18 protein-coding genes are annotated in these 17,429 nt (G+C 37.0%); 15 read left to right on the plus strand and 3 right to left on the minus strand.

Going from position 1 to position 17,429, the window contains the following annotated elements:
* The first annotated feature begins 54 nt into the window (after positions 1–54).
* Positions 55–2,055, plus strand: coding sequence for a transketolase (gene tkt / locus MHH81_RS06880; RefSeq protein ID WP_340919423.1), 2,001 nt, complete (start codon positions 55–57; stop codon positions 2,053–2,055).
* A 150-nt stretch (positions 2,056–2,205) separates the two neighbouring features.
* The gene (locus MHH81_RS06885) at positions 2,206–2,427 is read left to right on the plus strand and encodes a YneF family protein (RefSeq protein ID WP_340919425.1); all 222 of its coding nucleotides are present in this window, start codon (positions 2,206–2,208) and stop codon (positions 2,425–2,427) included.
* Positions 2,428–2,628: 201 nt separating this feature from the next.
* Here the strand turns inward: MHH81_RS06885 and MHH81_RS06890 are convergent, their stop codons facing one another.
* Positions 2,629–3,558, minus strand: a complete 930-nt coding sequence (locus MHH81_RS06890; RefSeq protein WP_340919428.1) for an alpha/beta hydrolase — start codon at positions 3,556–3,558, stop codon at positions 2,629–2,631.
* Between the two features lie 11 nt (positions 3,559–3,569).
* Positions 3,570–4,466 (minus strand): hydroxymethylglutaryl-CoA lyase, encoded by an 897-nt coding sequence (locus tag MHH81_RS06895; RefSeq protein WP_340919429.1) that lies wholly within the window; start codon positions 4,464–4,466, stop codon positions 3,570–3,572.
* Between the two features lie 185 nt (positions 4,467–4,651).
* Here MHH81_RS06895 and MHH81_RS06900 point away from each other — a divergent pair, with 185 nt between their 5' ends.
* From MHH81_RS06900 to MHH81_RS06910, 3 genes are all read left to right on the plus strand, one after another.
* Positions 4,652–5,833 (plus strand): acetyl-CoA C-acetyltransferase, encoded by a 1,182-nt coding sequence (locus tag MHH81_RS06900; RefSeq protein ID WP_340919431.1) that lies wholly within the window; start codon positions 4,652–4,654, stop codon positions 5,831–5,833.
* A 168-nt stretch (positions 5,834–6,001) separates the two neighbouring features.
* The gene (locus MHH81_RS06905) at positions 6,002–6,262 is read left to right on the plus strand and encodes a YqkE family protein (protein ID WP_340919433.1); all 261 of its coding nucleotides are present in this window, start codon (positions 6,002–6,004) and stop codon (positions 6,260–6,262) included.
* Positions 6,263–7,026: 764 nt separating this feature from the next.
* The gene (locus tag MHH81_RS06910; protein WP_340919435.1) at positions 7,027–7,365 is read left to right on the plus strand and encodes a hypothetical protein; all 339 of its coding nucleotides are present in this window, start codon (positions 7,027–7,029) and stop codon (positions 7,363–7,365) included.
* Between the two features lie 201 nt (positions 7,366–7,566).
* Here the strand turns inward: MHH81_RS06910 and MHH81_RS06915 are convergent, their stop codons facing one another.
* Positions 7,567–8,469 carry an aldo/keto reductase gene (locus tag MHH81_RS06915; protein ID WP_340919437.1) on the minus strand — a complete coding sequence of 301 codons (903 nt, stop codon included), beginning with the start codon at positions 8,467–8,469 and terminating at the stop codon, positions 7,567–7,569.
* Between the two features lie 156 nt (positions 8,470–8,625).
* On the opposite strand from MHH81_RS06915, the gene MHH81_RS06920 reads away from it, so the two are divergent.
* From MHH81_RS06920 to MHH81_RS06965, 10 genes are all read left to right on the plus strand, one after another.
* Entirely contained in the window at positions 8,626–9,168 is a 543-nt protein-coding gene (locus MHH81_RS06920; protein ID WP_340919438.1) for an NUDIX hydrolase, read from the plus strand.
* Between the two features lie 55 nt (positions 9,169–9,223).
* Positions 9,224–9,691 carry a hypothetical protein gene (locus MHH81_RS06925; protein WP_340919440.1) on the plus strand — a complete coding sequence of 156 codons (468 nt, stop codon included), beginning with the start codon at positions 9,224–9,226 and terminating at the stop codon, positions 9,689–9,691.
* Between the two features lie 85 nt (positions 9,692–9,776).
* Positions 9,777–10,217, plus strand: coding sequence for a ferric iron uptake transcriptional regulator (gene fur, locus MHH81_RS06930; protein ID WP_053589843.1), 441 nt, complete (start codon positions 9,777–9,779; stop codon positions 10,215–10,217).
* A 168-nt stretch (positions 10,218–10,385) separates the two neighbouring features.
* Positions 10,386–11,288 (plus strand): site-specific tyrosine recombinase XerD, encoded by a 903-nt coding sequence (gene xerD, locus MHH81_RS06935; protein WP_340919444.1) that lies wholly within the window; start codon positions 10,386–10,388, stop codon positions 11,286–11,288.
* Positions 11,289–11,360: 72 nt separating this feature from the next.
* Positions 11,361–12,539, plus strand: a complete 1,179-nt coding sequence (gene deoB, locus MHH81_RS06940; protein WP_340919446.1) for a phosphopentomutase — start codon at positions 11,361–11,363, stop codon at positions 12,537–12,539.
* A 15-nt stretch (positions 12,540–12,554) separates the two neighbouring features.
* Complete coding sequence (locus tag MHH81_RS06945) at positions 12,555–13,859, plus strand: pyrimidine-nucleoside phosphorylase (protein WP_340919448.1); 1,305 nt, start codon at positions 12,555–12,557, stop codon at positions 13,857–13,859.
* 490 nt (positions 13,860–14,349) lie between these two features.
* Positions 14,350–14,706 carry an STAS domain-containing protein gene (locus MHH81_RS06950; RefSeq protein WP_340919450.1) on the plus strand — a complete coding sequence of 119 codons (357 nt, stop codon included), beginning with the start codon at positions 14,350–14,352 and terminating at the stop codon, positions 14,704–14,706.
* On the plus strand, positions 14,696–15,142 hold the full coding sequence (gene spoIIAB, locus MHH81_RS06955) for an anti-sigma F factor (protein WP_340919452.1): 447 nt from the start codon (positions 14,696–14,698) through the stop codon (positions 15,140–15,142). Before MHH81_RS06950 ends, spoIIAB begins: the two co-directional genes overlap by 11 nt.
* Positions 15,142–15,930, plus strand: coding sequence for a SigF/SigG family RNA polymerase sporulation sigma factor (locus tag MHH81_RS06960; protein ID WP_340919454.1), 789 nt, complete (start codon positions 15,142–15,144; stop codon positions 15,928–15,930). The genes spoIIAB and MHH81_RS06960 overlap by 1 nt, the downstream gene beginning before the upstream one ends.
* 26 nt (positions 15,931–15,956) lie before the next feature.
* A complete protein-coding gene (locus MHH81_RS06965; protein ID WP_340925152.1) occupies positions 15,957–17,375 on the plus strand; it encodes a spore germination protein in 1,419 nt (472 codons plus the stop codon).
* Positions 17,376–17,429 lie beyond the last annotated feature (54 nt).

Here is a 17,429-nt window from a genome sequence, read left to right on the forward strand (position 1 = left end):
ATTCTTGTCTAAACTAGTATTATAGAAAAAAATTTGTTCGAGAGGATGTCATTTATGTCATTACAATCAGATTTACTAGCAATTAATACGATCCGTACATTATCTATTGATGCGATCGATAAAGCGAATTCAGGTCATCCAGGTCTTCCTATGGGAGCAGCACCAATGGCTTATACATTATGGACAAAACATATGCGTCACAATCCAAATAACCCAAATTGGTTTAATCGGGACCGTTTTGTATTATCTGCCGGACATGGTTCAATGCTTCTTTATAGTTTGCTTCATCTTGGTGGATATGATTTACCAATGGAGGAAATTAAGAACTTCAGACAGTGGGACTCAAAAACTCCTGGACATCCAGAATTTGGGCATACTGCTGGTGTAGAAGCAACTACTGGTCCTCTAGGTCAAGGTATTGGTATGGCTGTTGGGATGGCAATGGCTGAAGCTCATTTAGCGGCAACTTATAATAAAGGTAAACATTCGATAATCGATCATTATACTTATTCACTTTGTGGTGATGGAGATTTGATGGAAGGCGTTGCAGCGGAAGCTATTTCCCTTGCTGGACATTTACAATTAGATAAGCTGATTGTGTTGTATGATAGTAATGATATTTCTTTAGATGGAGATTTACATAAATCATTCTCTGAGAAAATCGAGAAGCGTTTTGAATCTTATGGATGGAATTATATTTTAGTAAAAGATGGCAATGATATTGCTGAAATTTCTGCTGCAATCGAGAAAGCGAAAGCACAAAATGACAAACCAACAATCATTGAAGTAAAAACAGTAATCGGATTTGGTTCTCCAAACAGATCAGGTAAATCAGATGCACACGGTATGCCACTTGGTAAAGAAGAAACACTTTTAGCAAAAGCTGCGTATGAGTGGGCATTTGAAAATGATTTCTACGTACCTGAAGAAGTGTATGAAACTTTCAAGCAAGCTGCCGACCGTTTAGGAGTAGAGGAAGAATCTGCATGGAATGAAACTTTTAATGCATATGAATCGGAATTTCCTGAACTAGCTTCTACCCTAAAACAAGCAATAACAGGAGAGCTTCCTGAAAACTTTGCAGATGCGTTAAAAACGTATGAAGAGGGAACTTCTCATGCGACTCGTTCTGCATCTGGTGATGCAATTAACGCTATTGCACAAAATCTCCCTTCATTCTTTGGAGGAAGTGCAGACTTAGCAGGGTCAAACAAAACAACTATGAAGAATGCAGGAGATTTCTCTGCAACTGATTATGCTGGCAAAAATATTTGGTTCGGTGTACGTGAATTTGCAATGGGTGCTGCATTGAACGGTATGGCTCTTCATGGAGGCTTAAATGTATTTGGTGGAACATTCTTTGTCTTTAGTGATTATGTTCGTCCAGCGATTCGTTTATCCGCTTTAATGGGCCTTCCTGTTACTTATGTATTTACACATGACAGTATCGCAGTAGGGGAAGATGGTCCAACACATGAGCCGGTTGAGCATTTAGCATCTTTAAGAGCTATGCCAGGTTTATCGGTTATTCGTCCAGCTGATGCGAATGAAACTGCAGAAGCATGGAGACTTGCAGTATCTGCCAAAAATAAACCAACAGTACTAGTTCTTTCACGACAAAACTTACCGACACTAAAAGGTTCAGTGGAGCAAGCTAGCGAAGGAGTTTCTAAAGGAGCATATGTTGTTTCTCCAAACGAGAACGCTGAAGCAATCTTACTTGCAACTGGGTCTGAAGTTAGTCTTGCAGTAGAAGCTCAACAAGAACTTGCTAAAGAAGGAATTCAAGTATCTGTTGTTTCTATGCCTTCATGGGATTTATTTGAGAATCAAGATGAGGCTTACAAAAAATCAGTATTACCATCACATTTAACAAAACGTCTTGCTATTGAAATGGGATCTTCTCTAGGGTGGCATCGTTATGTTGGATTTGAAGGAGACGTAATTGCTATCGATAAATTTGGTGCAAGTGCTCCAGGTGAGATTGTCATGAAAGAATACGGCTTCTCTGTAGAGAATGTCGTTTCTAAAATGAAAAACTTACTTCAAAAATAAAAAATGGTAAGAGCAATTCGAATACTTGTCTATAAAAGTATTCGAATTGCTTTTTTATTGGAATTTATATATAGAATGCATACAGAATCTATAGTATAATTTTCATTGGTGTCTTGTACACGTAGACAAGAACGTAAAGGAGGAGAAAGTATGTTAGATACATGGATTTGGATTATAATTGTAGTAGTTGCGTTAATCGCTGGTGCAGCACTTGGATTTTTTGCAGCACGTCAATATATGATGAAATATTTGAAAGAAAATCCACCAATTAATGAACAAATGCTTCGTATGATGATGGCTCAAATGGGTCGTAAGCCTTCTGAAAAACAAGTAAAACAAATGATGAATCAAATGAATAAAATGCAAAAATAATAAAAAGCACTCGAAGTTGAGTGCTTTTTTATTTGTTTAGAGCTATTATATTTTACTGTTGTTTTAAGCATATAATTTACGTTAGAATCCGGACAGACTCCTAGCTGGAAAGCGAGACAGACAAGACCCCGCAGGCTTGTCGGTTCGCCTGCGGAAAGCAAGCGGATTCTAGTAGATGTCAACAATGTAATTTAACAGCGCCTATTTATTTAATAAATTATTTTCTAGAAGGAAATCTGCAACAACTTGTTCATATTCCTCGCTATTCTCATTAAAAGACTTAGCGTGTTCGCCAATCTCAAACATTTTAAGCTTTTTCGGGCCATTTTTCTTCTCATATAAATCTTTCGTCATTTTAGGTAAAATAAAATCATCCTGTAAGCTATGAATAAATAACACAGGCTTTTCAATGTTATCTACTACGTCAATTGGTGATACGAGATTTAACGTATAACCATCACGTATTTTTAAAAATAAATTTGCGAAACGAATAGCAAGACTGGAACGAATTGGGGTAGTTTGTGTCATAATATGATACACCTGGTCTTCAAAATCTGAAAAAGCACAATCAGAAATATAAAAATCCGCATCATCTACTATGGACCCAGCATAAAGAAGAGTAGTTGCTGCACCCATAGATTCCCCGTGGATTCCTATAATAGCTTGTTCTCCAGCACGTTCTCTTACTGCTTCTAAAATGGATTGCAAATCTATCTTTTCATAAAAACCGAAACTTGTTGTTTTTCCTCCAGAATCTCCATGTCGACGATGATCGTACACCACAGTGTTAAAGCCCAATCTCTCAAACATCCGAACGAATCGAAGGGAATTGATTTTGTTTTCGGTCACTCCATGACAAATAATAACGTAATTGTTTGTTTGTAATGGTTCTAGAAAAATTGCTTTTAACGAGTATCCATTTTTAGACTCTATCCACTGTTCTGTTTTATTGACAGTGTTATACCATACTTCGTCCAATCGTTTTGAGGTAATTTCTCGATTTAAGATAAAGTCATATTCTTTTTTCTTCATATACATTAGCTTATTCGTCACAAAAAAACCAAAAACAGTAGCCATTGCTGTAAGAACGCTTGTAAAAATACTCGTCCAAACGATTACTCTTTTTTTCATTCTCTCAACTCCTACTTGCTTTTGGATAGTTTATACATCCCCGTTTCAATTGGGCGAGATACAAATGGTTCAATTGTATCTACAGCTTCTATTAATAAATCGAGGTCAATATTCGTTTCAATATTCATTTGTTCTAGCATATTCACAACATCCTCGGTTGCTACATTTCCAGTTGCTCCAGGTGCAAAAGGACAACCTCCCAATCCACCGGTAGAGGTGTCAAATCGGTTAACCCCCGCTTGAAGTGCAGCCAAAATATTAGCTAGTCCCATTTTTCGAGTATCATGGAAATGAGCTGTAATGAGTGTGTTTGGAAATTCTTTTAGTAAGGCATCAAATAGATAATAACTTTCTTTTGGATTTGCCATTCCTATTGTATCCGCAACACTTAGTTCGTTTACACCCCAAGAAACAAACTTTCTACATAATTCGATTGTTTTTTTGGAATCAATTGCTCCTTCATATGGACAATGAAAAGCTGTAGATATGCATGCACGTACAAAAATCCCTTGTTCTAGTAGTTTTCCCACAATTGGTTGAAGTTCATCCATACTTTCTTGCGTTGTTTTATTAATATTTTTCTTATTAAAGCTATTAGATACCCCAACAAAAACAGCAAAGCTGCTAGCGTTAGCTTGTATTGCAAGTTCGACGCCTTTTTCATTTGGTGTTAACACAAATTGTCGTCCTACTTTTTTAGCGTTAGCAACAATTTCTTGGGCATCTTTCATTTGTGGAACCCATTTTGGTGATACAAATGAGGTCAATTCCATCTCTTCCACCCCAGCCAATTGGAGCTTTTCAATAAATGCTAATTTTACCTCTGTAGGCACTTCACTTTTCTCGTTTTGTAGTCCATCTCTCGGTCCTACCTCGATAATTGTCACTTTATTTGGTAAACTAAACATAATCATCCCTCCCTCTTATATTGTAAGGAATGGATGGCTAAACAAGCAAATTTTATTCTAATTTAATAGAATAAGATTAAACCCTCCGGCAGATTTCACAGATTTGAGACTGTGACGAGAGCTTGGCGTAGGAGTAAATAAGGTAAATAGGATTTGAATTTAGGGGAAAATGAGGAGGAAGTAACGTGACAAATGAAGTAGTGATTGTTAGTGCAGTAAGAACTGCAATTGGGTCATTCCAAGGTGCGTTAAAAGATGTACCTGCAACAAAATTAGGGGCAATAGTAATTGAAAAAGCGTTGGAAAAAGCTGGGGTGTCAAAGGAAGTAGTAGATGAAGTGATAATGGGGAATGTCCTTCAAGCAGGTCTTGGGCAAAATCCAGCAAGACAAGCGTCCATTCAAGCAGGGTTACCACAATCTGTATCGGCACTTACCATTAATAAGGTATGTGGCTCTGGTTTAAAAGCAATTCATCTCGCAACTCAAGCAATTATTGCTGGTGATGCAGATATTATTGTAGCAGGTGGAATGGAGAACATGAGCCAAGCTCCTTATTTGTTAAAAAATGCGAGAGATGGCTTCCGTATGGGTGATCAAAAAGTTGTGGATAGCATGATTTCAGATGGTTTATGGTGTGCATTTAATGATTATCATATGGGAATTACAGCCGAAAACTTATGTGATCAATATAGCATTACAAGAGAAGAGCAAGACGCATTCTCTGCACGTTCACAGGCAAGAGCAGCAACAGCAATTGAAGAAGGAAAATTTCGGGATGAGATCGTCCCTGTAGAAATTCCACAGCGAAAAGGCGATCCAATCATATTTGATACGGATGAATATCCGAAAAAAGACTCTACGCAAGAAAAATTAAGTGGTCTTCGTCCAGCATTTAAAAAGGATGGATCTGTCACTGCGGGAAATGCTTCTGGTATTAATGATGGAGCCGCTGCAGTAGTCGTGATGTCTAAAGCAAAAGCAGATGAGTTAGGATTAAAACCTCTTGCGACAATCGTTGCAAATGCATCTGCAGGTGTAGATCCAAGTATTATGGGAATCGGACCAGTGGAGGCAGTGAAAAAAGTATTGAACAAATCAAAAATTTCACTTGCGGATATTGATTTAATTGAAGCAAATGAAGCTTTTGCTGCCCAATCGATTGCTGTTGATAGAGAACTAGTCTTTAATCATGATAAACTAAATGTAAATGGTGGAGCTATTGCTTTAGGCCATCCAATTGGTGCAAGTGGAGCACGTATTTTTGTATCTTTACTTCATGAAATGGAGAAACAGGATGCAAAAACTGGACTTGCAACACTTTGTATCGGTGGTGGGCAAGGAGTAGCAACAATCGTTACACGATAAGAAAAGCGGAAGCGACTTGCTAAGCCTCGACAAGAAACGTTCTTCTGCGACGAGCTTGCGCAAGCAGGAAATTGGCATTTGACCTCGAGGGGCTAGGCGCTGCAACTAGACAGTAGCTAAGGAAGAAGGTTATACTTTCTTATATTTTTACTAAAGTAGGTGAACATTTTGGCGAAGAAAAAACAGAGACAACAACAGCGGCAAGTAAAACCTTCTGCTCCAAAGGAAGAAGGAAACGGTCTATTCGATCAACTTTCATCTGATGTACTTGCTAAACTAAAAGAAACAAAGAAACAACTAGTGGCAGTGGAGCAAGAGAAAGAGGAAGAGCGACAAGCACAATTGGCTTTTGAGAAGAAGCAAAAAGAAAAAAATAAATCATTTGAAGAACTACTGGATGAATATGGTTATGGTGGTTCAAAGTTTTAATCAATGGCTCTGTTAAATTAGACTATTGTTTTCTAGAAGAATAGATTTTGTGATGAAAATCGACGAGACTTCTGCGGAAAAACGGGCTGCCTAGACCCCATAGCGGGCTTATAAGAACAAATCCGTTGCCTCATCCATGTGGCAACGGATTTTCGTTTGTCGGCTACGCCTTTCGACGTAGAAGGGGCGCAGTGACCAACATCCTTTTGCACCGAGAAGTCTTGGCAGTTCGAACGCGGAAAGCGAGCGGATTTTCGGTAGCTAACAACATCATTTTTTAAAAGAGCCTAATCAAAAAACGATAAGCTTTGGTAAATGGTCTTTTTGATGAAATAAAAACAATATATAGAGCGAATAAATGGGGCTGTCCAATAAGCCCATAAATTGAAGCAGGTGTAGAAAAACGAGTCTTTTTCTACACCTGTTTTTTGTATACTTTTTATAAAACTACTATTTTTTGTAGGCAATTGAATGTAATGGAAGACGGCGACTCCAGCGGGAATAGCGTGAGCTGAAGGCCCCGCAGGAGCGAAAGCGACGAGGAGACTGAAGCCATGCCCGCGGAAAGCGTCCGTCTGGAACGGGAATCAATACATTGGAAAAGGGACCATCTCTCAGTTACTATATGACTTTAGGGACAGCCCCATTTATTTTTGGTGTTTTGGCAGAATAATAAAAGTTCCCAAGTCATTGGGCAGAATAAGCATATAGTAATTAATAGGTAAATTATACATGGGCGATCATACAATAAAGGGGAGATAACATTGGGTTTTCAAAACCCGTTTATTGACAATAACAATAACAATAATTCGAGTAATAATAACAGTTCACAAAACTTTGGACCGTTGCTCGCTCTTTGGGGTACTGTAGTATCCACATTAGGGGATACAATGCAAGTAATTGGAGGAGCAATTGCAATTGAAGAGAGTAATATTGCCGACCAACAGCAGCAACAAGAACTGCAAAACCTGCAAAGTCAAATTGATGAATTAAAGAAGGCTCAAACAAGCCCAGACATAGATAAGTTCAACAAATTGTTAGAGCTAGTCCTTAACCGTTTAGAACCGGCAGACAACCCAAAAAAGAGCACTAACCATAAATAGAATGAATGATGGAATGAACTACCCAAAATGAAATACATTTTACCAAGAATATTAGACTGTGTACTAACCAAAATAGAAATTTTTTAGAAGATCTTCATTTTGAATAGGAGATCTTTTTTTCGTGGCTTCATATATACGGTAAACGACAAAAAGCTCTTAGGTGACATCACGCTAGGAGCTTTATACCATGTAAACATATGATTAAACTCTATGCTCTGTATATACATCTTGTTTCGTAATCTGGTTAACTTTTTGCAATAGGTCTTCCGAAACATGCACATCGTATGCTTCGATGGATTCTAGAAGCTGTTCACTACTACTTGCACCAATAATCATTGAACCTGTCACTTTTCTTTGTAATACATACTTAAGTGCAACGGAAGTAATAGGGGCATTTAAAGATTGTAATTGTTCGATAGTCTCCATTAATTCCGCATTAGAGTATGACAAATATTCATTGGTTTTATTTGCGCGATTTAGCCCGTCTGCAGTTAATAATCCTTTAGCCAGTGTTCCGCGACTAAACAAGGAAGCGTCATTATTCTCCAATAATGAAAACCATTCTTCTGGTCTTCTATCTAGTAAACTATATTGCATCATAACGGAGACAGCATTGCTTTTTTGTAAAAAACGATTAATCACAGTTGGTCGAATAGAGGAGATACCATATTCGCGGATAAGTCCTTCCTTTTTCAGTGATTCCATCGTATCGATCACTTCATCGACATCATCTTCCATTGTTCCTCCGTGTAATTGATACACATCAATATAATCAGTTTGCAGACGCTTTAATGACTCGTGAACTGCTGCAGTTATCCATTTCCTCGATGGATCCCAATTCCATCCTTCTCCTGATTCCTTCATGCGATTGCCGACTTTCGTTGCGAGAATAATATCCTGTCGATTGTTTTTGAAAGAATTTCCGACAATCTGTTCATTTTCACCTTTATCATATAAATCTGCTGTATCAAAATAAGTTATTCCTTTATCGATTGCTGTATGGATAATTTTATCTGCATTTTTTTGATCTGTTGGAAGCGACATACAACCTAAGCCAATCTCCGAAACATATATATCACTTTTTCCTAATTGTCTTGTTTTCAAGATTCATCACGTCCTTTACTCCATGTTACAATTAGTACTATATAGATTCAACCTTATACAATCATTGGTATAAGGTAGAAGTCTCTGGGGATTGCATAGATTTACTTAATCTGATGCAATACTCCGAGATACATTTGATAGGAGAGGAAGATAGAAATGAAAAAATTTGAGGAAAAAACTACTCAATCTGATCTTATATACAAAGGGAGAATTATCACCTTACAAGTGGATGAAGTGTTACTCCCAAACGGAAAAACTAGTAACAGAGAGATTGTGAAACACCCGGGAGCAGTAGCTGTTATTGCTTTGACGAAAGATAAAAAGATTGTCTTAGTGGAACAATATCGAAAAGCGTTAGAACGTTCTTTAGTAGAAATTCCTGCTGGGAAAATTGAACCTGGCGAACCGCCAGAAGTAACTGCACTCCGAGAATTGGAAGAGGAGACCGGGTATACTGCTAGTAAGTTGCAATATGTTCAATCTTTTGCCACATCTCCAGGGTTTGCAGATGAGATTATACATCTTTATTTTGCAGAGAATATTGAGAAATTGACAGTAAAAGCAGATCTAGATGAGGATGAGTTTGTTGAGTTAATGCATGTTTCTATGGAAGAAATGGAAGATTTAATTACTAATAAACAAGTTTATGATGCGAAAACAGCTTTTGCATTTCTTTGGTTAAAAGATTATTTAAAATAGGCATGATTTAAACTAGTACAAGCATATGATGAAAATAGATAGGGGGTGTTCCAATTTGAACCAGACTTATACTATTTTCATTTCACTATGCGTACTTGTTATTAGTTTTATCGGCGGATTATATTTGTTTGAAAAAAGCACACCAGAACAGCAGCAATGGATTATTAATCTCTTGGACGCACGTGTTCTATTAGTAGAACAACCTACTTTTCTAGAAACTATTTTTCCTCATTTGATGATCGCAGTTGTATTTTTTTTGTTTTATCAACACCGTTATTTGCGAAAACTCATTTTAGTTATTTGTGCTTTTAAAATTACATTTTACGGTTTCTGCTCTAGTTATTTGCTTCAATCACAAGATTCTACATTTCCATATGTATTTTGGTGGTTCCCATTTCAATTAGTCTATTGTATCCTTCTTCTAGCTCTAGCAAATCGGGTTAATTTATTCGCGCTGTCCTTCTATATAATCGTTATTATTATAGAGTTCTTCTTAATGCCATTAATATTATTTAATAATTAGTATCTATTAATAGTTATTATAGATTGAATCTCTTGTAATGAGAATTCAATTCTTGGTATAATGGAAGAAGTTAAGGGGGCGTCATATGGAAAGCCGTATTGATCGTATTAAAAAGCAATTATCTGGTGCGAGCTATAAACTGACGCCACAGCGTGAAGCGACAGTCCGAGTTTTGCTAGAAAATGAAGAAGATCATTTGAGTGCAGAGGATGTTTTTTTACTAGTTAGAGAGAAGTCCCCTGACATTGGACTTGCTACAGTTTATCGTACATTAGAATTATTAAACGAATTGAATGTAGTGGATAAAATTCAATTTGGAGATGGCGTATCACGTTACGATTTACGACAAGAAGGTGCAGCTCATTTTCATCATCATCTTGTTTGTATTGAATGTGGAGCAGTGGACGAAATACAAGAAGATTTATTAGAAGACGTAGAAGCTATTGTTGAAAAAAAATGGAACTTTATAATTAAGGATCATCGATTAACTTTTCACGGTATATGTCATCGTTGCCAAGATAAATAATAGTCTCTGTATTATTAGGTTGTTGTTTTTTAGAAGAATCTATGTTGTGCCGAAAATCCGCGGAAAGCGAGCGGATTTTCGGCAGGCAACAACTTATCGTTTAACAAAGCCAAATAATAAAAAAAGGATAGCTAACTGCTATCCTTTTTTTAATCGGGAGGTATTAGGTTGAAAGACGGGTTACTTCACTTAGAGGACTATTTACATTTTTTACGTATTGAGCGTCAATTGGCAAATAACACACTCGTTTCTTACAAAAAAGATTTAACAGATTATTTAAAATCTATACTAGAAACACAGCAATTACATAAGTTAGATGTGGTAGAGCGTCAGCATATTCTTGTCCATCTTCGAAAACTAAAAGAAGAAGGTAAGTCTGCTCGAACGATTGCCAGACATATATCATCAATTCGTTCCTTTCATCAATTTTTATTGCGTGAGAAAGTGACGAGTAAAGATCCAACGATCCATTTGGAACTTCCCCAACTAGAACAAAAATTACCTAACTTTTTATCTGTTGAAGAACTTAATAATCTACTAAGTAGTATCAATTTATCAAAGCCACAAGGCGTGAGAGATTTAGCTATGTTTGAAATAATGTATGCGAGTGGTATGCGCATTAGTGAGTGTTTAAGTTTAAACTTAGAAGATTTACACTTAACGATGGGGTTTGTGAGAGTATTCGGTAAAGGAGGCAAAGAACGCATCATTCCTTTAGGTGGTGCGGCTATTCGTGCATGTACTCAATATATTGAGGAAGCAAGACCAAAACTACTAAAATCTAGTGAGCGTACAGATGCAATATTCGTCAATCAAAGAGGAAAGCGTTTAACAAGACAAGGAATCTGGAAATTATTAAATAAGCACGCATTAAATGCCGGTATACAAAAAGATATAACCCCTCATGTGCTACGACATACGTTTGCTACTCATTTAATCGAAAATGGAGCAGATTTACGTGCGGTTCAAGAAATGCTAGGGCATGCAGATATTGCTACTACTCAAATATATACACATGTAAGTAAGACAAGATTAAAAGAAGTATACAAACAATTTCACCCTCGTGCATAATTTGTCAGAGGTCTGACCTGTACTTTGTAAATTTTTTTGGTAAACTAGAAGAAAATAGTAGGAGGGAATAAAATGAACAAATTTAAGCGCATACATGTTATCGTCATGGATTCTGTTGGCATTGGAGAAGCTCCAGATGCAGCAGCTTTCGGTGATGTAGGCTCACATACTATAGGACATATTGCAGAACAAATGAACGGTCTTCATATGCCGGAAATGCAAAAACTAGGATTAGGTAATATTGACACTATCAAAGGCATTCTTCCAGCTGATAAGCCTACAGCGTACTATGGGAAAATGCAAGAAGCTTCTGTTGGGAAGGATACAATGACAGGGCACTGGGAAATTATGGGTCTTAACATTCATACACCTTTTAAAGTATATCCGAATGGATTTCCAGAAGAATTAGTAAAAGCATTAGAAGAGAAAACAGGTCGTAAAGTTATTGGAAATAAACCAGCGAGCGGTACAGAAATTTTGGATGAACTTGGAGAAGAGCATATGCAAACAGGCGCTATTATTGTGTATACATCTGCTGATCCTGTTTTACAGATTGCTGCGCATGAAGAGATTATTCCATTAGAAGAATTATATCGAATTTGTGAAATTGCCCGTGAGCTAACGTTGTCAGAAGAGTTTTTAGTTGGCCGAATTATCGCTCGTCCTTTCGTTGGAGAACCAGGTAACTTTACTCGTACTTCAAATCGTCACGACTATGCATTAAAACCATTTGGCCGTACAGCTATGAATGAATTACAAGATGCTGGACTAGATGTTATTGCACTCGGTAAGATACATGATATCTACAATGGAGAAGGTATAACTTCTGCCGAAAGAACGAAAGATAACATGGATGGGATGGATAAATTCATCGCCACATTAGATAAGGATTTTACTGGAATTAGCTTTATAAATTTAGTCGATTTTGATGCGTTATTTGGACATCGTCGTGATCCAATTGGATATGGTAAAGCTTTAGAAGAATTTGATGCCCGATTAAAAGAAGTTTTACCTAAGTTAACAGAAGAAGACTTGTTAATTATTACAGCAGATCATGGAAATGATCCGACGATGCCAGGAACAGATCACACACGTGAATATGTTCCTCTGACTGTATATTCTCCAAAATTTAACGAAATAAAAGAATTACCACTTCGCACAACATTTGCGGATATTGGGGCGACAATTTCTGAAAATTTTGGCGTAGCAAAAACAGCATTTGGAGATAGTTTTCTATCTTTATTAAAATAAAGGGTGTGTTAAGCAATGAGAATGATTGATATTATTGAAAAAAAGAGAGACGGTCATCCTTTAACAAAAGAAGAGATCGAATTCTTTATAACTGGATACACGAATAATACGATTCCTGATTACCAAATGAGCGCGCTTCTTATGGCCATTTTCTTTCAAAATATGAATGACGATGAACGAGCTAATTTAACTTTAGCAATGGTGAACTCTGGAGAGCAAATTGATTTATCTGCGATTGAAGGTGTCAAAGTTGATAAGCATTCCACTGGTGGAGTCGGTGACACGACTACGTTAGTTCTAGGGCCGCTAGTAGCAGCATGCGGTGTTCCTGTTGCTAAAATGAGTGGACGTGGGTTAGGCCATACTGGAGGAACTATTGATAAGTTAGAAGCAATTGAAGGTTTCCATGTGGAGCTTACATCTGAACAATTCGTTAAACAAGTAAATGAGATAAAAGTTGCCGTAATCGGACAAAGCGGAAATTTAACGCCAGCAGATAAGAAATTGTATGCGCTGCGTGATGTGACTGCTACTGTTAACAGTATTCCTTTAATAGCGAGCTCCATTATGAGTAAGAAAATCGCAGCAGGAGCAGGTGCAATCGTTTTAGATGTGAAAACTGGTGACGGTGCATTTATGAAAACAACAGAAGACGCACGTGCATTAGCAAAAGCGATGGTACGAATCGGAAATAATGTTGGAAGAACAACAATGGCCATTATTTCTGATATGAGTCAACCTCTTGGAAACGCGATTGGAAACTCCTTGGAAGTCATAGAGGCAATTGATACGTTAAAAGGAAATGGACCAAAAGATTTAACGGAGCTTTGTTTGACCCTTGGCAGCCAGATGGTAGTCGTTGGAGAGAAAGCGGATACACTAGAAGAAGCAAGAGAAATGTTGCTTCAAGTAATTAAAGATGGTTCGGCTCTAGAAATCTTTAAACAGTTTATCAAATGGCAAGGTGGAAATGAAAAAATTGTGGATGATGTGTCATTACTTCCACAAGCAGCTTATACTTTTGAAGTGCCAGCATCAAAAGATGGTTACGTAACGTATATGGAAGCAGATGAAATTGGTACTGCTGCAATGTTATTAGGTGCAGGTCGAGCAACAAAGGAATCTGAAATTGATTTAGCAGTAGGGATTATGCTAAATAAAAAAGTTGGAGATTCTGTTAAAAAAGGTGAATCACTTGCAACTATACATGCAAATTCGGAGAATGTAGAGGAAGTGTTGAATAAATTGACTCAATTTATTGAAATAGAATCTACAAGAAAAGAAGCTCCTCCTTTAATTTATGAAATAATTACAGACTGATGAGAATCGCTCGATTTTTAGGCTCAGTTAAACTAGGCTGTTGTTTTTAGAAGCATAAATTTTGTGCCGGAAATCCGCGAGACTCCTGCGGAAAAACGGGCTGCCAAGACCCCAGAGCGGGCTTATAGGAACAAATCCTAAGTTCGCCACATCCATGTGGCAACGGATTCGTGACCAACATCCTGTTGGCCCGAGGAGGCTTGGCAGTTCGTCCGAGGAAAACGAGCGGATTTTCAGCAAGTAACAACATGATCGTTTAACAGAGCTTATGTGTATCTTTAATTCTTCTTAAATAGGCATCTCGTAAAGGTTTATAAAAACTTTTATGAGATGTCTATTTTTTGTTTAAAAAATAATAAAGATTCCCATACTTTAAGTGAACAGCCCTTTGTCGAAAATCGACTAATAAACAATGATTTCTTCTACTTTTGTCAAGCGCAAGGAATTAAACCTGTTCATGTGGAATTGCGCTATCAGAGGAGGCGATTTTATGATTCATGAAGTAGAAAAAGTTGGAGACGAAATTATTATTATTCGATTAAAAGGTGAGCTAGATCATCATAGTACAAATGATATCCGAAACGAGATTGTCCCAATGATTAAAAATGGTTCTATTAAAGTAATAGTTTGGAATTTAAAAGATTTGCATTTTATGGATAGCTCAGGAATAGGACTTATCCTAGGTAGAATGCGAGAACTAGCTCCAATAGATGGACAAACCATCATTGTGAATCCATCACCAACCATGCGTAAAATTTTTCAGTTTGCGGGGTTAAGCCCATATATTTATAGCGAGTCAGAAATTGAAATAATGTCAAAATTAGGGGGAATTGTTTATGGACAATGAGATCACACTATCTTTTATTGCCAAAAGCGAGAATGAAGCATTAGCAAGAATGGTTATGTCTAGTTTTATCGCGGCAATAGATCCAACAATCGAAGAATTATCTGAATTTAAAACGGTGATTTCGGAAGCAGTAACAAACGCTATTGTACATGGCTATGAAGAAGATGGAGTTGGTAAGATCGAAATTCATGCACAAAGAACAAATCGAGATATTGTAGTTTCCATCGTGGATTATGGTCGTGGAATTCGAGATGTTACGCAAGCGCGTGAACCTCTTTTTACAACTAAGCCAGAACAAGAACGTTCGGGTATGGGATTTACGATTATGGAAAGTTTTAGTGATGATGTGGAGATATACTCAATTCCTGATAGGGGGACGACTGTAACTATTACGAAGAAATTTGTACCAATTCAAGAATCTTGTAGGATCGTCTAATGATGAATAATAATAAGCCGACTACTTTATTGACGCAAGAGAAAATGAGGGAACTCATAGCACTATCGCAAGCTGGTGATAAACTTGCAAGACAGCAGATGATTGAAGGTAATACAAGATTAGTTTGGTCCATTGTTCAACGATTTGCTTCCAGAGGAGCGGATTTAGAGGATTTGTTTCAAATAGGTTGTATCGGTCTAATGAAGTCGGTTGATAAGTTTGATTTGTCTTATGAGGTAAAGTTTTCTACGTATGCGGTCCCGATGATTATTGGAGAAATTCAGCGATTTTTAAGAGACGACGGAATGGTGAAAATTAGCCGCTCTATTCGTGAATTAAATTTTAAAATTCGTCACGCAACGGACGATTTTTTAAAAACGCATGAACGCCAACCAACTATTTTAGAACTTGCAAGTATATTAGAAGTCTCTAGAGAAGAAATTGTGATGGCTGCAGACGCATTGAGAGACCCAGCATCTTTACAAGAGCAGCTCTATGAGAATGAAAGTGGGGATGCTCTGACATTAATGGATCAAATGAAAGATGAACGATCAGAAAAGTCCTTTGACCATATACCTCTCAGAGAATTGGTAGAAAAACTTGAAAAAAGAGAACAAATGATTATTTATTTACGTTATTACTTAGACTGTACACAAAGTGATATTGCAGAAAGATTAGGTATTTCTCAAGTACAAGTATCGAGATTAGAGAAAAAAATACTAACTCAGCTAAAGACTTGGCTAGTACCTGTAGGTTTTGCTAATAATTCAAAAGCTAAAGATAGGTGATTGAAACGAAATCATTATTTAAAAGTATGACAGAAGCAGAAGAGTTTTTGAAGGAAAAGTTTGGAGTAAATGAGTCCTATGATTTTGGAACTTTGCATACTCATTTATATGAGTTTCCGGTATTACTTGTCTATATTAATGGATTAGTTGACGGCTTAGTTTTAACTGAGTTACTAACGGATACACAAAGGAGATTTACGGAAAAGGAAATAGATGAAAATGAAATTATGGAGCATTACTTCCCGTATTATTCTATTACACAATATGATTCAAAAGAAAAGTGGCTTATTGCCCTCCTAAGTGGACAAGTAACATTTATTTTAAATAATGGATCTGTTTATACAATAGATGTCCGTCATTATCCTGGAAGAAATCCGGAAGAGCCGGATAATGAGAAAGTAGTGAGAGGCTCTAGAGATGGCTTTACGGAAAATATCGTACAAAATACAGCCCTCGTTAGAAGGAGAATCCGAGACACTAATTTACGTTTTGAGTTACATCAAGTGACTAACTTAGGTCAAACAGATATAGCTATTTCGTATATAAAAGGTATTGCGAATGAAGATAATTTAGTTCAAATTCGAAAAAGATTGAAACAAATTAAGCACGATGGATTAACTATGACTGATAAAGCAATAGAAGAGTGGTTATTTAAGCAAGGGTTTCATCCACTGCCATTTGTTCGTTTTACAGAAAGACCAGATATAGCAGCTGCTCATCTATTAGAAGGTCATATTTTAATTATAGTGGATACTTCTCCATCGGCAATTATTGTGCCAACTACACTGTTTCACCATTTGCAACATGCAGAAGAGTATCGACAAGCTCCTGCTATTGGAACAATAGTTCGATGGATTCGTTTTTTTGGTGTATTTTTAAGTTTATTCTTATTACCTTTTTGGTACCTGTTATCCAAGTATCCAGAGTTTGTACCGAAAGCACTTGACTTTTTGGGACCAAAAGAAATGGGCGAAATCCCACTCTTAATCCAAATAATTGTTGCAGATATCGGAATTGAATTTTTACGATTAGCAGCCATTCATACGCCGTCTCCTTTGTCTACGGCAATGGGAATTATCGCAGCCCTAGTCATAGGACAAATGGCGGTAGATGTAGGTTTATTTGTTTCAGAAGTAATATTGTATACAGCACTAACAGCAATTTTTACTTTCTCTATTCCATCGTATGAACTGAGCATAACAACTAAAATTTTTAGAACGTTTATTTTACTAAGCACGGCAGCTTTTGGAGCTAACGGATTTTTTATAGCGTCGGTATGTTTACTTTGGTATGTGTGTTCTGTAAGACCTTTAAATGTGCCTTATTTATGGCCTGTACTTCCTTTTTTCCCAAATGCATTTATGCGAACGCTGATCCGTTTTCCTATGCCTGTGGATGCGAAGCGCCCGTTTATTACAAGATCACCTGTTCGTAAAAGGTCTTGAATAGAATTGCAATTTCCTCATTTAATATGGTAAAGTTCATATAGAAATAGAGGA

Origin of the sequence: Psychrobacillus sp. FSL H8-0484 (assembly GCF_038005325.1) — a bacterium.
GTDB lineage: Bacteria > Bacillota > Bacilli > Bacillales_A > Planococcaceae > Psychrobacillus.